General features: G+C 47.8%; 1 pseudogene. It reads left to right on the top strand.

The annotated features are described in order from the left end of the window. Positions 1-1,062 (top strand): annotated as a pseudogene (locus R7Q47_RS26305) (transcription-repair coupling factor); the annotation flags it as partial.

The raw sequence follows: 1,062 nt of genomic DNA, 5'->3' as shown, positions 1-1,062 counted from the left end.
AATTTTTGTTACAGCACACACTAATGGTCAAAACAGGCGATAATTTCTCGCTAGAAAACCTGAGAGTGCAACTAGAGAACTCGGGTTACCGTCATGTAGACCAAGTGTTTGGGCCGGGTGAATACGCGAGCCGAGGTTCGATTCTCGACTTATTCCCGATGGGCAGTGCTGATCCTTACCGTATTGACTTTTTCGATGATGAAATCGACACCATTCGCGCTTTCGATCCAGAAAACCAGCGTTCTATTGAAGACATTCAGCAAATCCAATTGCTGCCTGCGCATGAATTCCCAACGACGAAAGAAGCGATTGAAGATTTCCGTACTCGTTGGCGCACCCAGTTTGAGGCGAGACGCGAGCCAGAATCCATCTACATGCAAGTCACCAAAGGAACGTGGCCGGCAGGCATTGAATACTGGCAACCACTGTTCTTCGACCATACCGAAACCCTGTTCGACTACTTACCTGAAGATTCGCAGCTGATCACATACGGCGACATTGAAGCAGCTGTCGACACATTCTTAAATGACGTCGAATATCGCTACGATCAAAAGAAAATTGATCCTCTGCGTCCACTTCTTGCCCCACATGATTTGTGGCTCAAGAAAGACGAATTGTTTGCACACTTCAAACAACTTCCTCAGGCACAGCTCAGCCTAGAGAAAGTAGTGAAACGTGCTGGCCGCCAAAACTTAGCGGTACAAACACTGGCAGAACTTGGCGTTCAACAGCAAAACAAAGAGCCATTATCTCGTTTGCGCCAATTCAGCGAACAATTTACGGGCAAAATCATCTTTTCCGTGGAATCAGAAGGTCGACGCGAAGCCCTGACTGAGCTTCTGCAAGGCATCAAAGTTCGCCCAGTGGTGCAAGAATCGCTGTATCACGCTTTGGAGTCAGACCACCGTTTCACGTTGATTCTTGGTTCAGCAGAACACGGCTTTATTCATGACGAGCTGAATTTCGCGCTGATATGCGAAAGTGACTTGCTTGGCGATCGCGTAATTCAACGCCGTCGCAAAGACAAAAAAGCCGTCAACAGTGACACTGTTATTCGCCACC

This window comes from Vibrio sp. Vb0349, assembly GCF_033338975.1.
The sequence above is the reverse complement of the archived record's forward strand: the minus strand, read 5'-3'. Positions and strand labels throughout refer to the sequence as shown.